Here is an 18,523-nt window from a genome sequence, read left to right as displayed (position 1 = left end):
CCACCATCTCCATGCAAATCAGCTCCCAGATGGAATCAAATCTCAGCCGAAAACGCGAGGTAATTCGAGGAGTCCAGGTGCCAAGGGTTCCGTTTGCTTCAGGCCACCAGTGGCACACGGTCGAAAAGGCCCTCGTAAGAAAGCACCAGCCCAGTCTCATCCACCGTCAGGTCGGCCTCGAAGCCGGCAAACAGACCGAGATCGGCGTAGCGCAGCCGCCTCAGCCCCTGTCGGTCATAGCGCTGCCGGGAGCGTGCGACCGTGAGTGCCGGCCCGTTGATGAAGACGATGTCCCGGGTAAGGCTCGCTCCGTCCGCCTCGGGCACCCTGCGGATCAGGAAGGTGTTGCAGAACGGGGTGACAGAGAGATCCGGCTCCTCAGCGCCCTCGAGATCGGGCCGGAGATGGCCGTCGACCTTCCAGCCTGTTCCGGATCGCTCCACATACAGCGTTCCATGGCCCTGCGCGCTCCAGCGCTCGATCCTCGCGGATTGCACGCGCCAGTCCAGGCCGAGTCGCCAATGGTGGTCGAGGCGGAAGCCGCCGGCTTCAAGGCAGAGCACCGTGGAGGCGGCGGTGATGCCCTCGGGCCCGATCGCCAGTTCCAAGCGCTCCAGCCCTTCAACGTCCTTTCTGTGCCAGAAGAGGACGGAATGTCTCAAGCGCTCGTGTCCGTCCTCATCCATGCCCGTTGCCGCCGCCCTCGTAAAGCTCCATCCGGCGGTAGAAATCGGCAAGCTGCTTGCCGCGCTCCGGCTTGAAGCTGCGGCCCGTATCCTTCATCACCGCAATACGGTCGATGCGGAAGGTGCGGAAATCGTCCCGCAGCTCGCACCAGGCGACCAGCGTCCACACCTTGCCCCAGAACCACAGACCCAGGGGGTGTACGTCGCGCTGGGTCGAGCGGCCCTGCTCGTCGCGGTAGTCGAGAGAAAGAACCCGGCGCTGCTCCACCGCCTTTTCCAGAACGTCGATGGTCTGACGCTCGGCGTCGCTGATCACCCAGTCAGGTGTATGGATCTCGGTTCGCGCGATACGTGCGCGCTCCGACTCCGGCAGCACCGTGCCGATCTTGACAAGAGCTTCCTCCGCCGCGCGCGCCATACCGGCGCCGCCGAAGGCGCGCACCATGCGCGCGCCTGCCACCAGCGCAACGATCTCGTCACGGGTGAACATCAGCGGCGGCAGCTCGAAGCCTTCGCGCATCAAATATCCGACGCCCGCCTCGCCGTCGATGGGAACTCCCGTCGATTGCAGGTCGGCAATGTCGCGATAGATAGTGCGCTCGGAGACCTCGAGCCGCTCCGAAAGCATGCGCGCGGTCACCAGCCGCCCGCCGCGCAGATGCTGAACGATCTGGAAGAGCCGGTCCGCACGCCGCATGGAGGCTGCTCCTCAGGTGAACTGTCCGAATGAACCGCCTGACATGGAAGTCTCGAACCGAACGGCCATATTGTCGAGCGAAAAAAGCCGGCATCGGAACGCTTCCCATGTCGTCCGCCAAAGAGTGACACATCCCTCCTGACAGCATTGTGTCAGGAGGCTGCACCCCCTCCACGCTAGGGTGACTGCATCCCTGCTATCACCCGTCACTCCTCTCCGTCTCGGCTTCGCCTCGACACCTCTCCTCCACGCGGAGGAGAGGAAGGGTAGGAAAGGCATCGGCGGCCGTTGGCCTCGCAAATCGCAGACGCTGGCAACTGGCAGCGAGGTTGATCGAGGGGTGAGAGGGAATTCCGGGACAAGCTAAAGGAAGATTTTCCTTTCCTCCTCCACGATCTCACTGATAAAGTCTGCCGCGATCTGGATGCGGCGCATGGGCCGCACCAATTCATGATAGACGAGCCAGTAGCTGCGGCGGATCGGCCTTACGAAGGGGACCGGCACCAGATCGGGAAATCCGCGCGCGATGAAAGAGTGCAGAATGCCGATGCCTGCGCCGGCGCGTACCGCCTCAACCTGGCCCATCGCCGAGGAGACCGCGAAGGCGGGGTCCCACGTCTCCGACACTTCCGAGGCATAGTCGAGGGTCGGGCTGAAGACAAGGTCGGGCACGTAGCCCACGAGCCGGTGTCTGGGAAGCGTTTCCGTGCTGTCCGGCAGGCCGTATGCGTCGGCATAGCTCCTGGAGGCGTAGAGCCCCAGCGAATAGTCCACGAGCTTGGCTGCAACCAGCCGGCCCTCGTTGGGCCGGTCCACGGTCACGGCAATGTCGGCCTCCCTCCGGGAGAGCGAGAAGGAGCGCGGCACGGGCACGAGCTGGATGATAAGGCCCGGATGGCGCTCCGCCAGCCGCCAGAGGCGCGGCGCCAGGAAAGCCACGCCGAACCCGTCCGGCGCGCCGATGCGCACCGTCCCCGCGATATCCTCCCCTTCGCCAGCGATTTCGGCGCGGGCCGAGATCATCTCCGCCTCCATCCGCTCGGCATAGCTGAGCAGATGCTCCCCCGCCGGCGTCAGCTCCGTGCCGGTAGTGAGGCGCCGGAAGAGCTTCGCGCCCATCGCCTCCTCTAGAGCGGCCACGCGACGGGAGACAGTTGCGTGATTAAGCCCGAGCCGCCGCGCCGCTCCCAGGATCTGCCCGGTGCGGGCTACGGCGAGAAAAACCTTCACGTCGTCCCAGTTCATGGTTCCGCATCCCGTGATTTTACGCACTCCTGCTCCTAGCTGCTCTCTATTTTCTGCACAACGGCTTCGATTTTCCTCGCGTTGCAATCCACCGCCCGAAGGGAGACAATTCTAACAATCAGGAGCAGACGAAGGAGAAACCCCATGGAGGAGATCGGCCATTTCATCGGCGGCCAGCGTGTGGCGGGCACCAGCGGGCGCCGCCAGGCGGTCATGCAGCCCATGGACGGCTCGGTGCGTGCTCACGTGGCGCTCGCTTCGGCCGCCGAGGTACGCAAGGCGGTGGAGAATGCAAAGGAAGCCCAGCCGAAATGGGCCTCGGTCAACCCGCAGCGCCGTGCGCGCGTGCTGATGAAGTTCCTCGAGCTGGTGCACCGGGAATATGATTCATTGGCCGAGCTGCTTGCCCGGGAGCATGGCAAGACCATTGCGGACGCTAAAGGCGACATCCAGCGCGGACTGGAGGTGGTCGAATTCTGCATCGGCGCGCCGCATCTGATGAAGGGGGAGTTCACCGAGGGCGCCGGCCCCGGCATCGACACCTATTCCATGCGCCAGCCGCTCGGCGTGGTAGCAGGGATCACGCCCTTCAACTTCCCGGCCATGATCCCGCTGTGGAAAATCGCGCCCGCGATCGCGTGCGGCAACGCCTTCATTCTGAAGCCGTCGGAGCGCGACCCCAGCGTGCCCATGCGTCTTGCCGAGCTTTTTGTCGAGGCGGGTCTGCCAGCCGGTGTCCTCAATGTGGTGAACGGCGACAAGGAAGCGGTCGACGCCATCCTCGACGATCCGGATGTTCAGGCAGTGGGCTTCGTCGGCTCCACGCCCATCGCCCGTTACATCTACGGGCGGGCGACGGCGAACGGCAAGCGCGCGCAGTGCTTTGGGGGCGCGAAGAACCATCTGATCATCATGCCCGACGCCGATATGGACCAGACGGTGGATGCGCTGATCGGCGCGGGCTATGGCTCGGCGGGCGAGCGCTGCATGGCCGTTTCGGTGGCCGTGCCCGTCGGCAAGGAAACCGCCGACCGGCTGGTCGAACGGCTCATTCCCCGGGTGGAGAGCCTGAAGGTGGGTCCGTCGACCGATTCCAGCGCCGATTTCGGCCCGCTGGTAACCAGAGAAGCCCTCGAGCGCGTGAAGGGCTATGTCGATCTCGGCGTTCAGGAAGGCGCCAAGCTCCTGGTCGATGGCCGGAACTTCAAGATGCAGGGCTATGAGAACGGCTTCTACATGGGCGGCTGCCTCTTCGACGAGGTGACGCCGAACATGCGCATCTATAAGGAGGAGATTTTCGGGCCCGTTCTCTCCGTGGTGCGCGCCAATACCTATGAGGAAGCCCTGGCGCTGCCGAACGATCACGAATACGGAAACGGCGTGGCGATCTTCACCCGCGACGGCGACGCGGCACGCGACTTCGCCGCACGCGTCAATGTGGGCATGGTCGGCATCAACGTGCCGATACCCGTACCGATCGCCTACTACACCTTCGGCGGCTGGAAGGCTTCGGCCTTCGGGGACCTGAACCAGCACGGCCCCGATGCCTTCCGCTTCTACACGAAGACAAAGACCGTCACAGCCCGCTGGCCATCGGGCATCAAGGCCGGCGCGGAATTCGTCATTCCCACCATGCGATAGACGGGAAAGGCGCTCCCTTCTGCAAGGGGGCGCCTTTCTCTTTTTTCTTCCTATTCGATTTCTTGCTATTCAATCACGCCGCAGGCAATCCGGTCGCCGGCTTCGCCCGAGGGCTGGCTCTCATAATCGTCCGGCGAGCCATGCACGACCACGGCCGAGCCGTCCTCATCCATCAGTGGACTGTCATCACCGGAGATGGAAAGCTCGTCGGTAAAATACTCGATCTTCAGCACACCATCCTGTCCCACGTGCACATTCGGCCGATCGCCAGCGTGCGGACCTTCGGGGTTCATGATGCCGTGGGCGTTGTCGTCATCGCCAACATAGTGGCCTCCGGCTGATTCGAAACCGCCCTCGGGGTCGCATTCGCCGGTTTCGTGGATGTGAAAACCATGCGCTCCGGGCGGCATACCGGTCATTTCTACGGTAATATGCAGTACCCCGGACGGCGTTTCGGCGAAGGTGACGGTACCGGCCTCGTTGCCTTCCGCATTCATCATCGTCGCCGAAGCTTGCCTGTCCTGGGCGTGGGCGACGGAAAAGGCCATCAGGACCATGAATACGGCAGTGGATGTCGCTCGCATTGGGCTCTCCTCGCAAAAGCAATCGGGGAATGTGCCGCCGGCGCGGGAAAAGAGCAGGGAGAGAGCGAAGGCGCTGTCCAATCCACGCATCAAATCGCCCGCACAGCATCCTGAAGACTTCGGGCCCCAGCGCGCCAAGCTTCACATTCCTTCCATAAACTGGCCCGTGGCGTGTTTGTTTCATGAGCGCGGAGGGGCATTCACCGGCGCGAGAGAAGCCAGACGCAGCCATGAGAGCCGCTTCGCCTCAATGCTGCGTGGGGCAACGTGGATTTTTGCTTCCGGAAAGGATGTCCGAAACAGGATCAGTGCCGGTTCATTTCCACATTCATGAGAACACGGCCGTAGTCCAAATTTGATGTGCCACTGCTCCGGACGGATAACCGGTATTCGCCTATCCCGCGATGACGCTATCTGCTTACGCTTCGAGGAACGCGGCTCGCACTCTACGCCCTTCGCAAACACTGGGGCCAGAAACAGATCAGGCAGGCACCACCACAGTGCCTGCCTGACGGCAAGAGTAATGATTTCACGCGCCAGCGGCTTATGCCGGCAGGAGCGCGCCTTCCAACGTGGTGAGCTGACCCAGAAATTCTTCCGCGCGCGTCCGCGTCTCGTGGTCCTTCGCCCCCTCGACTTCCGCCCGCACTTCCTGGATGCGCCGCGCGAGATCCGCGCGGTCGAGCTCCGCCACGCGCGTGGCGGATTCAGCGAGCAGACGGCAGCCATCCGGCGTGATGTCTGCAAAGCCACCGAAGACCACGAATTCCTCCGTGCCGCCGGAGGCATTCACCACCCGGATCACCCCCGGCTTGATGCTCGTCATGGTCGGCGCGTGGCCGGCCATCACGGTCATCTCACCTTCGGTGCCCGGAATCACCACCTGCTCGACTTCCTCCGAAAGCAGGAGCCGCTCGGGAGAGACCAGTTCGAATTTGAAGGACTGTGTCATGGATTGTCAGCGAATAGCGAATGGCAAATCGAATTGTACACGCCGCTCGCCGGTTCCCTATCCGCTGCTCCCTATTCCCTGTTCGCTTCTATGCCGCTTCCGCTGCGAGCTTCTCGGCCTTCTCGATGGCGTCCTCAATGGTGCCCACCATGTAGAAGGCCGCCTCCGGCAGATGGTCGTACTCGCCATTGACGAGACCCTTGAAGCCGCGGATCGTATCCTGCAGATCGACCAGCTTGCCGGGCGTGCCGGTGAAGACCTCGGCCACATGGAAGGGCTGGCTAAGGAAGCGCTCGATCTTGCGCGCACGCGCCACCGTGAGCTTGTCCTCTTCGGAAAGCTCGTCCATGCCCAGGATGGCGATGATGTCCTGAAGGGCCTTGTAGCGCTGCAGCGTCTGCTGCACGGCGCGCGCCACCTGATAGTGCTCTTCGCCGACGATCATCGGGTCGAGCATGCGCGAGGTGGAGTCGAGCGGATCCACGGCCGGGTAGATGCCCTTCTCGGCAATGGCGCGCGAAAGCACCGTGGTTGCGTCGAGGTGGGCGAAGGAGGTGGCCGGCGCCGGGTCAGTCAGGTCGTCGGCAGGCACGTAGATTGCCTGCACCGAGGTGATCGAGCCCTTGGTTGTCGTGGTGATGCGCTCCTGCAGCGCGCCCATATCGGTGGCGAGCGTCGGCTGATAGCCCACGGCCGAGGGAATACGGCCGAGAAGTGCCGACACCTCGGAGCCCGCCTGCGTAAAGCGGAAGATGTTATCCACGAAGAACAGCACGTCCTGGCCCTGGTCGCGGAAATATTCCGCCACGGTCAGGCCCGTGAGGCCGACGCGAGCGCGCGCGCCAGGCGGCTCGTTCATCTGGCCATAGACCAGCGCAGCCTTGGAGCCTTCGCCGCCGCCCTTTTTGTTGACGCCCGATTCGATGAATTCGTGATAGAGGTCGTTGCCCTCGCGGGTGCGCTCGCCGACCCCGGCGAACACGGAATAGCCACCGTGGGCCTTCGCAACGTTGTTGATCAGCTCTTGGATGAGCACCGTCTTGCCCACGCCGGCGCCGCCGAACAGGCCGATCTTGCCGCCCTTGGCATAGGGGGCCAGCAGGTCGAGCACCTTGATGCCGGTCACGAGAATCTCGGCTTCGGTCGACTGCTCGGTATAGGCGGGTGCCGGCTGGTGGATGGCGCGCATCTCCGTCGCGTTGATGGGACCAGCCTCGTCCGTCGGCTCGCCGATGACGTTGATGATGCGGCCGAGCATCTCCGGGCCCACCGGGACGGTGATCGGTCCGCCCGTGTCGACCACCTTCTGGCCGCGCACAAGACCGTCGGTCGAGTCCATGGCGATACAGCGCACGGTGTTCTCGCCCAGATGCTGCGCCACCTCGAGCACAAGGCGGTTGCCATGATTGTCCGTCTCAAGGGCGTTGAGAATCGGCGGCAGATGCTCCTCGAACTGCACGTCGACGACGGCGCCGATGACCTGCCTGATAATGCCCGTCGGGCCGCTGGCAGCGGCGCGGAGCGTCGGCGCATTCGCGGCGGCCGCCGGGGCGGAAGCCTTACGCGCGGTTCTCCTGGCCGTAGCCTTGGCGGCGGGTTTCTCCGCGGCCGCAGGCTTCGCTGCCGCCTTGGTCTTGCTCTGGCCGGCAGGGGCCTTCTTGGGGGTCGCTGCTTTCGCCATTATCTAACCCTTCCTCAATCCGCTAGAGCGCTTCCGCGCCCGAAATGATCTCGATCAGTTCCTTGGTGATCTGCGCCTGGCGCTGGCGGTTGTAAGTGATCGACAGCTTGTCGATCATCTCGCCGGCATTGCGGGTCGCGTTGTCCATCGCGGTCATCTTGGCGCCCATCTCGCCCGCCGCGTTCTCCAGAAGCGCACGGAAGATTTGCACCGCAATGTTGCGCGGGATGAGATCGGCCAGGATGGACGCCGGATCCGGCTCATATTCGTAGACCGCCGTCGCTTCCCCGTTCGAAGCCGCCGCCTCGGGAGCGGCTGCAGGAATGATCTGCTGCGCCGTCGGAACCTGGCTGATGACCGACTTGAACTCCGAATAGAACAGGGTGCAGACGTCGAACTGCCCGTCCTGAAACAGACCGATCACCTTCTTGGCGATCTCGTCGGCATGGATGAAGCCGATGCGCTTGACCTCTCGCAGCTCGATCCGCTCGATGATGCGATCGCCGAAATCCCGGCGAAGCATATCGTAACCCTTCTTGCCGACGGTCATGATCTTGACGTCTTTCCCATCGGCAAGCAGCGCGCGCGCATGTTCGCGCGCTTTCCTGGCGATCTGGCTGTTGAAGCCGCCGCACAGGCCGCGCTCGGCCGTGCAGACGACGAGCAGATGCGTCCGGTCGCTGCCGGTGCCGGTCATGAGCGCCGGCGCGTCGCTGCCGGAGATGGAGCCGGCGACATTTGCAAGCACCGCGCTCATACGCTCCGCATAGGGACGGGCGGCCTCGGCAGCCTCTTGGGCGCGGCGCAGCTTCGCCGCGGCGACCATCTGCATCGCCTTGGTGATCTTCTGCGTCGCCTTGACGGACGCAATCCGGTTGCGAAGGTCCTTTAGCGAGGGCATGCCGTGTCCTGCCTCAGGCGAAGTTCTTGGCGAAGGCGTCGATCTGCGCCTTGAGCTTCTCGCGCAGCTCGTCCGAAAGCGCCTTCTCCGTGCGAATCGCCTCCAGCACCTCCTTGCCTTCCGTGCGCATATGCGCAAGCAGGCCCTGCTCGAAGCGGGTGACGTCGCTGAGCGCCAGCTTATCGAGATAGCCCTGCACGCCGGCGAAGATCACGGCCACCTGCTCTTCCGTTTTGAGCGGCGAGAACTGCGGTTGCTTGAGCAGTTCGGTGAGACGTGCGCCGCGATTCAGGAGGCGCTGCGTTGCCGCGTCGAGGTCCGAACCGAACTGAGCGAAGGCGGCCATCTCGCGGTACTGGGCGAGCTCGCCCTTGATAGAGCCCGCGACCTGCTTCATCGCCTTGATCTGCGCGGCCGAACCCACGCGAGACACGGACAGACCCACGTTCACGGCCGGGCGGATGCCCTGGAAGAACAGGTTCGTCTCGAGGAAGATCTGGCCATCGGTGATCGAGATCACATTGGTCGGAATGTAGGCCGACACGTCATTGGCCTGCGTCTCGATGACGGGCAGCGCAGTCAGCGAACCGGCGCCGTTGTCGTCATTCATCTTGGCCGCGCGCTCGAGAAGGCGCGAATGCAGGTAGAACACGTCGCCCGGGTAAGCCTCGCGGCCCGGCGGACGGCGCAGAAGCAGCGACATCTGACGGTAGGCGACGGCCTGCTTGGAAAGGTCGTCATAGGCGATCACGGCATGCTTGCCGTTGTCGCGGAAATATTCGCCCATGGCGCAGCCGGCAAAGGGCGCGAGGAACTGCATCGGCGCAGGGTCGGATGCCGTCGCGGCGACGATGATGGAGTATTCCAGGGCGCCGCGCTCTTCGAGCACCTTCACGAACTGCGCAACGGTGGAGCGCTTCTGGCCGACGGCCACATAGACGCAATAAAGCTTCTGGCTCTCGTCATCGCCGTCGTTGAGCGGCTTCTGGTTGAGGAAGGTGTCGAGAATGATGGCGGTCTTGCCGGTCTGACGGTCGCCGATGATAAGCTCGCGCTGGCCGCGGCCGATCGGGATGAGCGCGTCAATGGCCTTGAGGCCCGTGGACATCGGCTCGTGCACCGACTTGCGGGGAATGATGCCCGGCGCCTTGACGTCCACGCGGCGGCGCTCCGTGGCCTGGATTGGGCCCTTGCCGTCGATCGGGTTACCGAGCGCGTCCACCACGCGGCCGAGCAGGCCGGGGCCCACCGGCACGTCCACGATGGAGCCCGTGCGCTTGACCGTGTCGCCTTCCTTGATGTCGCGGTCATTGCCGAAGATCACGACGCCGACATTGTCGACCTCAAGGTTCAGCGCCATGCCGCGCACACCGCCGGGAAACTCCACCAGTTCACCGGCCTGAACGTTGTCGAGACCGTAAACGCGAGCGATACCGTCACCGACGGAAAGCACCTGGCCGACCTCGGAGACCTCGGCTTCCTTGCCGAAATTCTTGATCTGGTCCTTGAGAATTGCGGAAATTTCCGCCGCGCGGATATCCATCAGCCGACCTCTTTCAGTGCAAGCTTAAGCGTGTTGAGTTTCGTCCTGAGCGACGTATCGATCTGGCGCGAGCCGACCTTGACCACAAGACCGCCGAGAAGGGACGGATCCACCGTGACCTTGATGGCAACATCCTTGCCAACGACGTCCTTGAGTGTCGCCTTGAGATCCTTGATCTGAGCGGGCGAAAGCGCATGGGCAGAGGTAACCTCGGCCGCCACCTCGCCGCGCGCCGCGGCAGCGATCTCGCGGAAGGCGCGGATCATCTGCGGCACGGCGAATAGACGCCGGTTCTTCGCCACCACGCGCAGGAAATTGCCGACGAGGCCACCGATATTCGCCCGGTCGAGAACAGCCGAGAGCGCCTTGAGCTGCTCATCGGCCGAAAAAACGGGACTCTTGATCAGGCGCTGAAGATCCTCGCTGCCTTCGATCAGGGCCTCGAACCTGCCGAGATCCGCCTCGACACTCGAGACCGCGCGCTCTTCTTCGGCCAGTTCGAACAGCGAGCGCGCGTAGCGTCCTGCCACACCGGAGATCATCGAGCCAGTTTGCGCCACGGGATTGGGTCTCTTCTCACGGGTTGAGGCCGAAGAATTGCACTGGAGCCGCCGGCAGCTCGGGCAAAACCCCTGGCCATGATTGACAGATTCCCGGCAACAGGTGTACGGGCATCGCCGTCCCCCAGCCGAAAGCCGAGAGCCGTCTAGCACAGGCTTTCCAGACTCGCAACACGGGGATTTTCAAGGATCGGCACCCCTTTTTGTCGCATGCCGCCGGCTGACTGCGGGGCATCAGCGGATGAAACCGAGCGCGAAGGCAAGAGGCGGCACCGCCAGCGCGAGCGTGGCGAAAAGGCCGATCCAGATCGCGAAACTGCCGCCGCGGTCTGACGCAATCGTTATGATGCGACCGAGAGCCGCCAGCGCCCACGCCGCGCCCAGCGCCATATAGATGAGCGGCTGGGCGAACAGAATTGCCGCAAGGCCGACTCCAAGATAGAATCCGCCAAGCTGAGCGCGCGCCGCCGCAAGCCCATCCGCCCGCCCGTCGACTGGCCGCAGTCCAAGTCCGCGAAGCGCACGCCGGGGCGCGATGAGACTTAGAAGGCCGAGCAGGCCGGTGATCACCGCAGCTGTCCACGCCAGCCACTCGCCCTGGCTGTAGGGCCAGGGAAAGGCGAGGTCCATTCGCTATCCTCCCATTACTGAAGCTGACGAATCGCCTGTGCCGTAACATTCCATACGGCAGACTTCTGTCAAAGAAAGCTCTGGGGATCGATATCCACCTGCACGCGAACGGAGCCGCGCGGCCGCTCCGCCGTTGAGATCATTTGCCGCAGATAGGCCTGGAGGTCCGCCCGGCGGGAGCCGTGCACGAGCAGGCGGAATCGATGCCTCCCGGCCACCAGCGCCAGCGGGGCTTCGGCGGGACCCAGAATGTCGATCTCGGCCGCGGCCGGCGCCGCACGCCGGAGCGCGCGCGCATGGTTCTCGGCCTCGGACCGGGTCGCGGCACTCACGATGATGGAGGCGAGACGCCCGAAAGGCGGCAGGCCGGCCCGCTCGCGCTCCGCGATTTCGCGCTCGTAGAAGGTTTCCGCATCGCCCGAGACGAGCGCGCGCATCACCGGATGCTCAGGCTGATAGGTCTGTAACAGGCCAAAACTCTTCTTTCCCGAACGCCCCGCCCTGCCGGTGACCTGGCTTAAGAGCTGAAACGTGCGCTCGGCCGCGCGCGGATCGCCATTGGCAAGCCCTAGATCGGCATCCACCACGCCCACCAGCGTCATCGACGGAAAATTGTGACCCTTGGCAACGAGCTGCGTGCCCACAACGATGTCGGCCTCGCCTTTGGCGATGGCTTCCAGCTCCAGCCTCAGCCGTTTCACGCCTCCCATGAGATCCGAGGACAAGACGATCGTGCGCGCCGCGGGAAAGTGGCGGTCCACTTCCTCGGCAATGCGCTCCACGCCCGGACCGCAGGGAACGAGATGGTCAAGCGCGCCGCATTCGGGACAGGCCTCCGGCTGCGGTTCATTGTGGCCGCAATGATGGCAGACGAGCTGGTGGCGGAAGCGGTGCTCCACCAGCCAGCTCGAACAGTTCGGGCACTGGAAGCGGTGCCCGCACACACGGCAGAGCGTGAGCGGCGCATAGCCGCGCCGGTTGAGGAAAAGCAGCGCCTGCTCCTTGCGCGCCAGCGTTCTCTCGATCGCCTCGATCAGCACCGGCGAGAGAAAGCCCCCGCGCTCAGGCGGAGAGCGGCGCATATCGATGGCGGCGAGTTCCGGCATCGCCGCATCGGCAAAGCGGGCCGGAAGCACAATTCGCTGATAGCGGCCCTGATCGGCATTCACCCGGCTTTCGATGGAGGGCGTGGCCGAGGCGAGCACGACCGGGAAGTTTCCGATATGGCCGCGCACCACGCTCATGTCGCGGGCATTGTAGAAGACCCGGTCCTCCTGTTTGTAGGCGGGATCATGCTCCTCGTCGACAACGATGAGGCCGAGCTCGCGGAAGGGCAGAAACAGTGCCGAGCGGGCTCCGGCGACCACCCGCACCTGGCCTTCCGCCACCTGCCGCCACACCCTTTCCCGCTTTTTCGGCGCAAGGTCGGAATGCCATTCGGCGGGCTTTGCCCCGAAGCGGTCGTGAAAGCGCTCGAGGAAGGCCTGGGTTAACGCGATCTCGGGAAGCAGGATGAGCACCTGTTTCCCCCTTTCAAGCGCTGCTGCGACCGCCTCGAAATAGACCTCCGTCTTGCCCGACCCCGTCACACCGTCCAGCAGAGTGACGCCGAAGCCGCCCGCGCTCACACGCTCCCGCAGGCGGTCGGCGGCCGCCTGCTGGTCAGGCGTCAGTTCCGGCCGTACAAAGGCCGTGTCAGGCGGCGGCACCACCGGGCGCGGCGGGATTTCCGTGCGCTCGAAAACGCCTTGCGCCATCAGCCCGTCGATGACGCTGAGTGATACGCCCGCCGCATGCGCGAGGCCGGACCGCGTCCAGGCCTGGCCATCGGCGGCAAGCGCCAGCACGCGCTCGCGCGCCGCCGTCATGCGGTCCGGCTCTCTGCCGGTGAGGCGCAGGCCCTCGACAGGTGGCTCAGGGTCGAAGGCGGCCGGCGCACGCAGCGCCATGCGCGCCACCATGCCGGGAGGCGACAGCGTGTAGCCAGCCACCCACTCGATGAAGCGGCGCATCTCGGCCGAAAGCGGTGGGCAGTCGAAGATCTCGGAAATCTGCCGCAGCTTGCCGGGCGCCACCGGCTCGCCGTCGCCATCCCAGGCCACGCCCGCCACCTCGCGGGGCCCGAGCGGCACGCGCAATATGGCGCCCGGTGCGACGGTGGCGCCATCGGGCACGGCATAGGAGTAGGGCCGCTCGGCAGGCATGGGAAGCATCACCGGAATCACGCGCCCTGGGGCCGAATCTTGTTTCATAGGACGTGACCTTGCCGGTTTCTTGGATTAGAGCAAGGCCGAGCATGAATGCCGGGCCGGGCGGCTCGGCGAGCGGGACAAAGGAGAGTGCCATGAAGTTTTTCGTCGACACCGCCGATGTGAGTGAGATTCGCGCGTTGAGCGAAACCGGGCTGCTCGACGGGGTGACGACCAATCCCTCGCTGATCATGAAATCCGGCCGGCCGATCCTCGAGGTCACCAAGGAGATCTGCGAGATCGTCGACGGGCCGGTCTCGGCCGAGGTTACCGCGGTGGGGTTCAAGGAGATGATGCGCGAGGCCGACATCCTCTCCAAGATCGCCGACAACATCGCCATCAAGGTACCTCTCACCATGGACGGCCTCAAGGCCTGCAAGGCGCTCACCTCCGACGGCCGCATGGTCAATGTCACGCTCTGCTTTTCCGCCAACCAGGCCCTGCTTGCCGCGAAGGCCGGCGCGACCTTCATCTCGCCCTTCATCGGCAGGCTGGACGACACGGGCCTCGACGGGATGGAGCTGATCTCTGAAATCCGCACGATCTACGACAACTACGACTTCGAGACGCAGATTCTCGCAGCCTCCATCCGCTCCGTGAACCATGTGAAGCAGGCGGCCCTGATCGGCGCTGACGTGGCAACCGTCCCGCCAGCGGTGCTCAGGGCGCTGGTCAAGCATCCGCTGACCGACAAGGGGCTCGAAGCCTTCCTCGCGGACTGGGCGAAAACGGGCCAGAAGATCGCTTAAGACCCTCCAAGCGCAGGCGCTCCCGGCGCCTGCGATACCCTTATCCGCCTGCGTGGTGGCCAAGGGCGGCGGTGATCCCGATCGCGGCGAGGGCAACCACCGCGATCTTCCAGAAGTCGCTGCGCTTCTTCAGGCCCGGCAGGCCGAGCGGCCGGATGACGTGCAGGATCATGATGGCCACGATCAGGAGCGACAGTAACTTGGTCATTCGGCGGGCCTCTAGCCTAGAGTACCCGCTTTGAGCGTATTTTACGGCCTCTGTCAAAGAAGCGTCCAGCGCTTTCCGGTTGGCGCTTGACGCCACCCTACCCCCGGACCAGTTTCAACCGGACGAAGAATTGAGGTGAACCATGGCACTCGATGGGAAAACAGCAATCGTGACGGGCGCGGCCGCCGGCATCGGCCATGCAATCGCGGAACGCTTCCTGCGTGACGGCGTGCGCGTCGTGATGGCCGACATCGACGGGGAGAAGGGCGCCCGCGCCGCTCGCGATCTCGCGGCGCTCGGCGAGGTTCACTTCGTCAAGGCCGATGTCGGCAAGACGCTCGACGTTCACAATCTGGTCGCCTCGGCCATGGACCTGCTGGGCGACATTGACATCCTCGTCAACAATGCGGGCATCGTGCACGGAGCCGATTTCCTCGACCTCAAGGAAGAGGATTTCGACCGGGTTCTCCAGGTCAATCTGAAGGGAAGCTTCCTGGTGGGCCAGGCAGTGGCCCGCTACATGGTTGAGAAGGTGAAGAAGGGCGGTCCAGCCGGCGCCATCATCAACATGTCGTCCGTCAATGCGGTCTTCGCCATCGCGAACCAGATTCCCTATTCCGTCTCCAAGGGCGGCGTGAACCAGCTTACGAAGGCCATGGCGCTCGCGCTTGCGCCCTATGGCATCCGCGTCAACGCCATCGGGCCCGGCTCCATCATGACCGACATGCTGGCGAGCGTTAATGCCGATCCGGCTGCCCGCAGGCGCATTCTCTCGCGCACTCCGCTCGGCCGCATCGGCGACCCGAAGGAAATCGCCTCCATCGCCGCATTTCTTGCCTCCGATGACGCCAGCTACATCACCGGCCAGACCATCTATGCCGACGGCGGACGGCTGCCGCTTAACTACACGGTCGAAGTGCGCGAGGAGGATTAGATCACCTGGCGTTTCATGGAAAACACCGGAATGATCCAAGTCTTTGATTTCTTTCGCGCCATTCCGAACGGAAAACCGGCAGCCGCGTTTCCCGGAATCGCGCATGCGCGCTGCTGACGGCAGGCTGTCAGCGGGGGTTAGGGATAATCCTCCGGCATTCAGTCGGAGGATAACAAGTCATGACCGTGACACGCTTCTTCGCAGGAGCTATCGCACGCTTGACCAGCAGAAGCCGGCTTCACCGGCGCCGCAGGCTGGGGCAGCAGATCATGAATGACCTGCCACCTCATCTGCAGAGAGACATTGGCTGGGACCCGTGGGCCCGCCAGTTGAGGCGGGAGCCGCTTCCGCCATGCGATGTATGAGCCTGTAGCCGGCCGTGCGGACGTTCAGGCGCTTAGCGCCCGGCCCGCGCGCCCTCGATGGCAAGGGCAAGCAGCGTCTGGCGGCTGACGGATGCGGCGACGGCCGGATGCTGGCGGGATTTCAGCACCGCGCCCTGCAGCCGTTCCGCCGCCGCCTGCAGCATGGAGAGCGTCCAGCGCTCCACCGCCTGCTCCACAGCGCGGCGGCGGGCGAAAAAAACAGGCGGGCGCGCCGAAGCCACGGCGGCCGCCGGCGACTTGCCCTCCGCTTCCACCTGCGCCCGCATAAGCTGCAGCCCCTGTACGTGCCGAAGAGCGGCGGAAAGCATGAGGAAGGGCGGGGCGCCCGCTGCCAGATGCCGGGTGAACAACGTATCGAACTGCGCTATGCGGCCGCACATCACGGCATCCACGGCCTCGTCCGCGCCTGCGATGGAAACGTCACCGACGGCGGCGCGCACATCCTCCACCGTCACATTTCCGGCGCCGGCGCAGTAAAGGGCAAGCTTTTCCAGCTCCCCGCGTGTGGCGAGCCGGTCGCCCCCAAGGCTGGCCTTGAGCAACTGCCGCGCCTCGAGCGAAATGGAAAGCCCCGCGGCGGAAAGAACATTGTCGATGACCGAGTCGAGGCTGCGCGCATCATCGCTGTAGCAGGGCAGCGCCATAGCCCGCTCGCCGCGCTCCACCGCGGTGCGTAGAGCCGCATTCTTCTTCAGATCCCCCGCCTCGATAAGCACGAGACAATCCGCGGGAGGGTCGGCGACGAGCGCAGCAACGTCCGCAACCAGCGCATTCTGGCTCCCGGCATTGCGCACCCACACCAGCCTGCGATCTGCGAACATGGGTACGGTGCGCGCTTCGTCAACCAGCTGGCCGGGCTCGGCAATTTCCGCCCCGTCTATCTTGACCACACAGAAGGGATCGTCGAGCGGCAGGCCCGAGCGTTCAGCGAAAAGCCGCGCCCTCTCCGAGACGAGACCGCGATCCGGCCCGTAGACGAGCACGACGGACATGCGCGGGTCCGGCCGCGCAAGCCAGGCATCGACTTCGTGGGCTTTTTTCTGCGCCATGTCCCAAGCATCTAAGGGAAGGCCGTACGGATGTGAAGCGCCGCCTGCCTGCAGCCGGGGAGGAATGATTGGCGGCGCTGCCCCCTGTGCCTATTTTAAGGATCTGGCAACGGGCTGCAGGTTCGATTGCCCGGAACGCAAAAGCTTGATATTAGGCTCGTATGGCTGAGCATATGGAACCTTTCGCCTTCAGGGGCTTCCTGCTGCAGGACGTCAAACGCCTGCCCGGCCGCTTCTTCGCGCGAATTTCCGGCTCACTTCTCTGCCGGCCTGCCTGAGCGGACAGATGCCGCGCCTCATGCGGCTTTCCCTTCCGCAACCGCCCGAGGATTTCCGAACATGACCGAACCGCGTACGCTTTATGACAAGATCTTCGAAGACCATGTGGTCGACCGGCAGGATGACGGCACCTGCCTGATCTATATCGACCGGCATCTGGTGCATGAGGTGACGAGCCCGCAGGCCTTCGAGGGCCTGCGCATGTCAGGCCGCACCGTGCGCCATCCGGAAAAGACGCTCGCCGTCGTCGACCACAACGTGCCCACCTCGCCCGACCGTATCTTCGGCATCAAGAACGAGGAAAGCCGCATTCAGGTCGAGGCGCTGGCGAAGAACGCCGCCGATTTCGGCATCGAATATTACAACGAGGCCGACCGCCGGCAGGGCATCGTCCACATCGTGGGTCCCGAGCAAGGCTTCACCCTGCCAGGCATGACCATCGTGTGCGGCGACAGTCACACCTCCACCCACGGTGCTTTCGGTGCGCTGGCGCACGGCATCGGCACCTCCGAAGTGGAGCACGTGCTGGCCACGCAGACGCTGATCCAGCGCAAGGCGAAGAACATGCTCGTTCAGGTGGATGGCAAGCTTCCCGAAGGGGTGACCGCCAAAGACATCATCCTCGCCATCATCGGCGAGATCGGCACGGCGGGCGGCACGGGCCATGTGATCGAATATGCGGGCGAGGCGATCCGGTCGCTCTCCATGGAAGGCCGCATGACGATCTGCAACATGTCGATTGAGGGCGGTGCGCGCGCCGGCATGATCGCGCCCGACGAAACCACCTTTGCCTACATCAAGGACCGTCCGCGTGCACCGAAAGGTAAGGCCTGGGACATGGCCCGCGCCTATTGGGAGACGCTGCACACCGACGAAGGTGCCCATTTCGACCGTGTGGTGAAGCTCGATGCGGCCAACCTGCCGCCCCTCGTCACCTGGGGCTCCTCGCCGGAGGACGTGGTTTCCGTCACTGGCGTCGTTCCGGATCCCGATCTGATTGAGGATGAGACCAAGCGCCTGTCGAAAAAGCGCGCGCTGGAATATATGGGCCTCACCCCCGGCACGAAGATCACCGACATCGCGGTCGACCGCGTCTTCATCGGCTCCTGCACCAATGGCCGCATCGAGGACCTGCGCGCGGTGGCGAAGATCGCCCAGGGCCGCAAGGTTCACGAGCGCGTCAACGCCATGATCGTGCCGGGCTCAGGGTTGGTGAAGGCGCAGGCCGAGGCGGAGGGGCTCGACAAGATCTTCATCGAAGCCGGCTTCGACTGGCGCGAGCCGGGCTGCTCTATGTGTCTAGCCATGAATGACGACCGGCTGAAGCCCGGCGAGCGCTGCGCGTCCACCTCGAACCGCAATTTCGAGGGCCGCCAGGGCTTCAAGGGCCGCACGCATCTCGTTTCGCCCGCCATGGCGGCGGCCGCGGCAATCGCCGGCCATTTCATCGACATCAGAACCTGGCAGTAAGTCGTTTCGCCGCCAAAGCCGGTGCGGCTTTGGCGGCGGCCTCCCCATTCCGGTATCTTCTTCAACACGGGCTTCAGTA

At 64.3% G+C, this 18,523-nt stretch carries 17 protein-coding genes; 4 read left to right on the top strand and 13 right to left on the bottom strand.

Going from position 1 to position 18,523, the window contains the following annotated elements; all coding sequences use genetic code 11:
• Positions 1-98: 98 nt before the first annotated feature.
• The 3 genes from NYR54_RS16820 to NYR54_RS16810 all read right to left on the bottom strand — a co-directional run bounded on the left by NYR54_RS16820 (position 99) and on the right by NYR54_RS16810 (position 2,628).
• Positions 99-662, bottom strand: a complete 564-nt coding sequence (locus NYR54_RS16820) for a putative glycolipid-binding domain-containing protein (protein WP_261516866.1) — start codon at positions 660-662, stop codon at positions 99-101.
• A 16-nt stretch (positions 663-678) separates the two neighbouring features.
• Positions 679-1,383 (bottom strand): helix-turn-helix transcriptional regulator, encoded by a 705-nt coding sequence (locus tag NYR54_RS16815; protein WP_261516865.1) that lies wholly within the window; start codon positions 1,381-1,383, stop codon positions 679-681.
• A 363-nt stretch (positions 1,384-1,746) separates the two neighbouring features.
• Entirely contained in the window at positions 1,747-2,628 is an 882-nt protein-coding gene (locus NYR54_RS16810) for a LysR family transcriptional regulator (RefSeq protein WP_261516864.1), read from the bottom strand.
• A gap of 144 nt (positions 2,629-2,772) precedes the next feature.
• Here NYR54_RS16810 and NYR54_RS16805 point away from each other — a divergent pair, with 144 nt between their 5' ends.
• Positions 2,773-4,269 (top strand): CoA-acylating methylmalonate-semialdehyde dehydrogenase, encoded by a 1,497-nt coding sequence (locus NYR54_RS16805; protein ID WP_261516863.1) that lies wholly within the window; start codon positions 2,773-2,775, stop codon positions 4,267-4,269.
• A 65-nt stretch (positions 4,270-4,334) separates the two neighbouring features.
• Here NYR54_RS16805 and NYR54_RS16800 read toward each other — a convergent pair whose 3' ends face one another.
• The 8 genes from NYR54_RS16800 to NYR54_RS16765 all read right to left on the bottom strand — a co-directional run bounded on the left by NYR54_RS16800 (position 4,335) and on the right by NYR54_RS16765 (position 13,372).
• Entirely contained in the window at positions 4,335-4,991 is a 657-nt protein-coding gene (locus tag NYR54_RS16800; RefSeq protein ID WP_261516861.1) for a superoxide dismutase family protein, read from the bottom strand.
• A gap of 406 nt (positions 4,992-5,397) precedes the next feature.
• The gene (locus tag NYR54_RS16795) at positions 5,398-5,805 is read right to left on the bottom strand and encodes a F0F1 ATP synthase subunit epsilon (protein ID WP_261516860.1); all 408 of its coding nucleotides are present in this window, start codon (positions 5,803-5,805) and stop codon (positions 5,398-5,400) included.
• Positions 5,806-5,893: 88 nt separating this feature from the next.
• A complete protein-coding gene (atpD, locus tag NYR54_RS16790) occupies positions 5,894-7,486 on the bottom strand; it encodes a F0F1 ATP synthase subunit beta (protein ID WP_261516859.1) in 1,593 nt (530 codons plus the stop codon).
• A 22-nt stretch (positions 7,487-7,508) separates the two neighbouring features.
• Positions 7,509-8,387 carry a F0F1 ATP synthase subunit gamma gene (locus NYR54_RS16785; protein ID WP_261516858.1) on the bottom strand — a complete coding sequence of 293 codons (879 nt, stop codon included), beginning with the start codon at positions 8,385-8,387 and terminating at the stop codon, positions 7,509-7,511.
• Between the two features lie 13 nt (positions 8,388-8,400).
• Positions 8,401-9,930: a F0F1 ATP synthase subunit alpha gene (gene atpA / locus NYR54_RS16780; RefSeq protein ID WP_261516857.1), complete on the bottom strand. Its 1,530-nt coding sequence runs from the start codon at positions 9,928-9,930 to the stop codon at positions 8,401-8,403.
• On the bottom strand, positions 9,930-10,490 hold the full coding sequence (locus tag NYR54_RS16775) for a F0F1 ATP synthase subunit delta (RefSeq protein ID WP_261516856.1): 561 nt from the start codon (positions 10,488-10,490) through the stop codon (positions 9,930-9,932). The genes atpA and NYR54_RS16775 overlap by 1 nt, the downstream gene beginning before the upstream one ends.
• A 234-nt stretch (positions 10,491-10,724) precedes the next feature.
• The gene (locus NYR54_RS16770; protein ID WP_261516855.1) at positions 10,725-11,120 is read right to left on the bottom strand and encodes an AGROH133_08824 family phage infection protein; all 396 of its coding nucleotides are present in this window, start codon (positions 11,118-11,120) and stop codon (positions 10,725-10,727) included.
• A 68-nt stretch (positions 11,121-11,188) separates the two neighbouring features.
• Complete coding sequence (locus NYR54_RS16765) at positions 11,189-13,372, bottom strand: primosomal protein N' (RefSeq protein ID WP_261516854.1); 2,184 nt, start codon at positions 13,370-13,372, stop codon at positions 11,189-11,191.
• 92 nt (positions 13,373-13,464) lie between these two features.
• Here NYR54_RS16765 and fsa point away from each other — a divergent pair, with 92 nt between their 5' ends.
• Positions 13,465-14,118 carry a fructose-6-phosphate aldolase gene (gene fsa, locus NYR54_RS16760; RefSeq protein ID WP_261516853.1) on the top strand — a complete coding sequence of 218 codons (654 nt, stop codon included), beginning with the start codon at positions 13,465-13,467 and terminating at the stop codon, positions 14,116-14,118.
• A 40-nt stretch (positions 14,119-14,158) separates the two neighbouring features.
• Here fsa and NYR54_RS16755 read toward each other — a convergent pair whose 3' ends face one another.
• On the bottom strand, positions 14,159-14,326 hold the full coding sequence (locus NYR54_RS16755; protein ID WP_261516852.1) for a hypothetical protein: 168 nt from the start codon (positions 14,324-14,326) through the stop codon (positions 14,159-14,161).
• Between the two features lie 142 nt (positions 14,327-14,468).
• Between NYR54_RS16755 and NYR54_RS16750 the strand changes: the two genes are divergently transcribed.
• The gene (locus NYR54_RS16750) at positions 14,469-15,260 is read left to right on the top strand and encodes an SDR family NAD(P)-dependent oxidoreductase (RefSeq protein ID WP_261516851.1); all 792 of its coding nucleotides are present in this window, start codon (positions 14,469-14,471) and stop codon (positions 15,258-15,260) included.
• Positions 15,261-15,657: 397 nt separating this feature from the next.
• Here NYR54_RS16750 and holA read toward each other — a convergent pair whose 3' ends face one another.
• On the bottom strand, positions 15,658-16,695 hold the full coding sequence (gene holA, locus NYR54_RS16745) for a DNA polymerase III subunit delta (RefSeq protein WP_261516850.1): 1,038 nt from the start codon (positions 16,693-16,695) through the stop codon (positions 15,658-15,660).
• Between the two features lie 339 nt (positions 16,696-17,034).
• Between holA and leuC the strand changes: the two genes are divergently transcribed.
• Complete coding sequence (leuC, locus tag NYR54_RS16740) at positions 17,035-18,444, top strand: 3-isopropylmalate dehydratase large subunit (protein WP_261516849.1); 1,410 nt, start codon at positions 17,035-17,037, stop codon at positions 18,442-18,444.
• Positions 18,445-18,523: the final 79 nt, after the last annotated feature.

This window comes from Chelativorans petroleitrophicus (assembly GCF_025398195.1).
GTDB lineage: Bacteria > Pseudomonadota > Alphaproteobacteria > Rhizobiales > Rhizobiaceae > Chelativorans > Chelativorans petroleitrophicus.
The sequence above is the reverse complement of the archived record's forward strand: the minus strand, read 5'-3'. Positions and strand labels throughout refer to the sequence as shown.